The sequence below is a fragment of the Acinetobacter sp. WCHAc060033 genome (assembly GCF_004209125.1).
Classification (GTDB): Bacteria; Pseudomonadota; Gammaproteobacteria; order Pseudomonadales; family Moraxellaceae; genus Acinetobacter; species Acinetobacter wuhouensis.
Genome location: NZ_SGSW01000130.1, coordinates 1 through 1897, shown reverse-complemented (window position 1 = coordinate 1897; position 1897 = coordinate 1). Strand labels below are relative to the sequence as shown.

Genomic DNA, 1897 nt, shown 5'->3' with positions numbered 1-1897 from the left:
TGGTGGAGACTAGGAGAGTCGAACTCCTGACCTCCTGCGTGCAAAGCAGGCGCTCTACCAACTAAGCTAAGTCCCCAGCTTAAGACCAATATATCTAATTTTCTGTATTCAGCATTTTCATGCTTCGTTAGTCAGAATGGTGGGTCTGACAAGACTTGAACTTGTGACCCCACGCTTATCAAGCGTGTGCTCTAACCAACTGAGCTACAGACCCTCAGATACATCAATGAAGAACAACTTGTTGTGGATTCTTACCAATCGTCAATCTTTCGTTAAGGAGGTGATCCAGCCGCAGGTTCCCCTACGGCTACCTTGTTACGACTTCACCCCAGTCATCGGCCACACCGTGGTAAGCGTCCTCCTTACGGTTAGACTACCTACTTCTGGTGCAACAAACTCCCATGGTGTGACGGGCGGTGTGTACAAGGCCCGGGAACGTATTCACCGCGGCATTCTGATCCGCGATTACTAGCGATTCCGACTTCATGGAGTCGAGTTGCAGACTCCAATCCGGACTACGATCGGCTTTTTGAGATTAGCATCACATCGCTGTGTAGCAACCCTTTGTACCGACCATTGTAGCACGTGTGTAGCCCTGGTCGTAAGGGCCATGATGACTTGACGTCGTCCCCGCCTTCCTCCAGTTTGTCACTGGCAGTATCCTTAAAGTTCCCACCCGAAGTGCTGGCAAATAAGGAAAAGGGTTGCGCTCGTTGCGGGACTTAACCCAACATCTCACGACACGAGCTGACGACAGCCATGCAGCACCTGTATGTAGATTCCCGAAGGCACCAATCCATCTCTGGAAAGTTTCTACTATGTCAAGACCAGGTAAGGTTCTTCGCGTTGCATCGAATTAAACCACATGCTCCACCGCTTGTGCGGGCCCCCGTCAATTCATTTGAGTTTTAGTCTTGCGACCGTACTCCCCAGGCGGTCTACTTATCGCGTTAGCTGCGCCACTAAAGCCTCAAAGGCCCCAACGGCTAGTAGACATCGTTTACGGCATGGACTACCAGGGTATCTAATCCTGTTTGCTCCCCATGCTTTCGTACCTCAGCGTCAGTATTAGGCCAGATGGCTGCCTTCGCCATCGGTATTCCTCCAGATCTCTACGCATTTCACCGCTACACCTGGAATTCTACCATCCTCTCCCATACTCTAGCTTCCCAGTATCGAATGCAATTCCCAAGTTAAGCTCGGGGATTTCACATCCGACTTAAAAAGCCGCCTACGCACGCTTTACGCCCAGTAAATCCGATTAACGCTCGCACCCTCTGTATTACCGCGGCTGCTGGCACAGAGTTAGCCGGTGCTTATTCTGCGAGTAACGTCCAAGCATCTTGGGTATTAACCAAGAGCTCCTCCTCCTCGCTTAAAGTGCTTTACAACCATAAGGCCTTCTTCACACACGCGGCATGGCTGGATCAGGGTTCCCCCCATTGTCCAATATTCCCCACTGCTGCCTCCCGTAGGAGTCTGGGCCGTGTCTCAGTCCCAGTGTGGCGGATCATCCTCTCAGACCCGCTACAGATCGTCGCCTTGGTAGGCCTTTACCCCACCAACTAGCTAATCCGACTTAGGCTCATCTATTAGCGCAAGGTCACAAGTGATCCCCTGCTTTCTCCCGTAGGACGTATGCGGTATTAGCGTTCCTTTCGAAACGTTGTCCCCCACTAATAGGCAGATTCCTAAGTATTACTCACCCGTCCGCCGCTAGGTCAGTTACCGAAGCAACTCCCCCCGCTCGACTTGCATGTGTTAAGCCTGCCGCCAGCGTTCAATCTGAGCCATGATCAAACTCTTCAGTTAAAATCATTAGTGACTTAAGGTCACAATTCTGGCTCATCAATTTTCTGACAAATTCTCTCAAATAAACTTCGAGTAATTTAAACCA

2 tRNA genes and 1 rRNA gene are annotated in these 1897 nt (G+C 50.7%); all 3 read right to left on the bottom strand.

Going from position 1 to position 1897, the window contains the following annotated elements:
• Positions 1–76, bottom strand: a tRNA-Ala gene (locus EXE10_RS20800).
• A 61-nt stretch (positions 77–137) separates the two neighbouring features.
• A tRNA-Ile gene (locus tag EXE10_RS20795) sits at positions 138–214 on the bottom strand.
• 59 nt (positions 215–273) lie between these two features.
• A 16S ribosomal RNA gene (locus EXE10_RS20790) occupies positions 274–1812 on the bottom strand.
• Positions 1813–1897 lie beyond the last annotated feature (85 nt).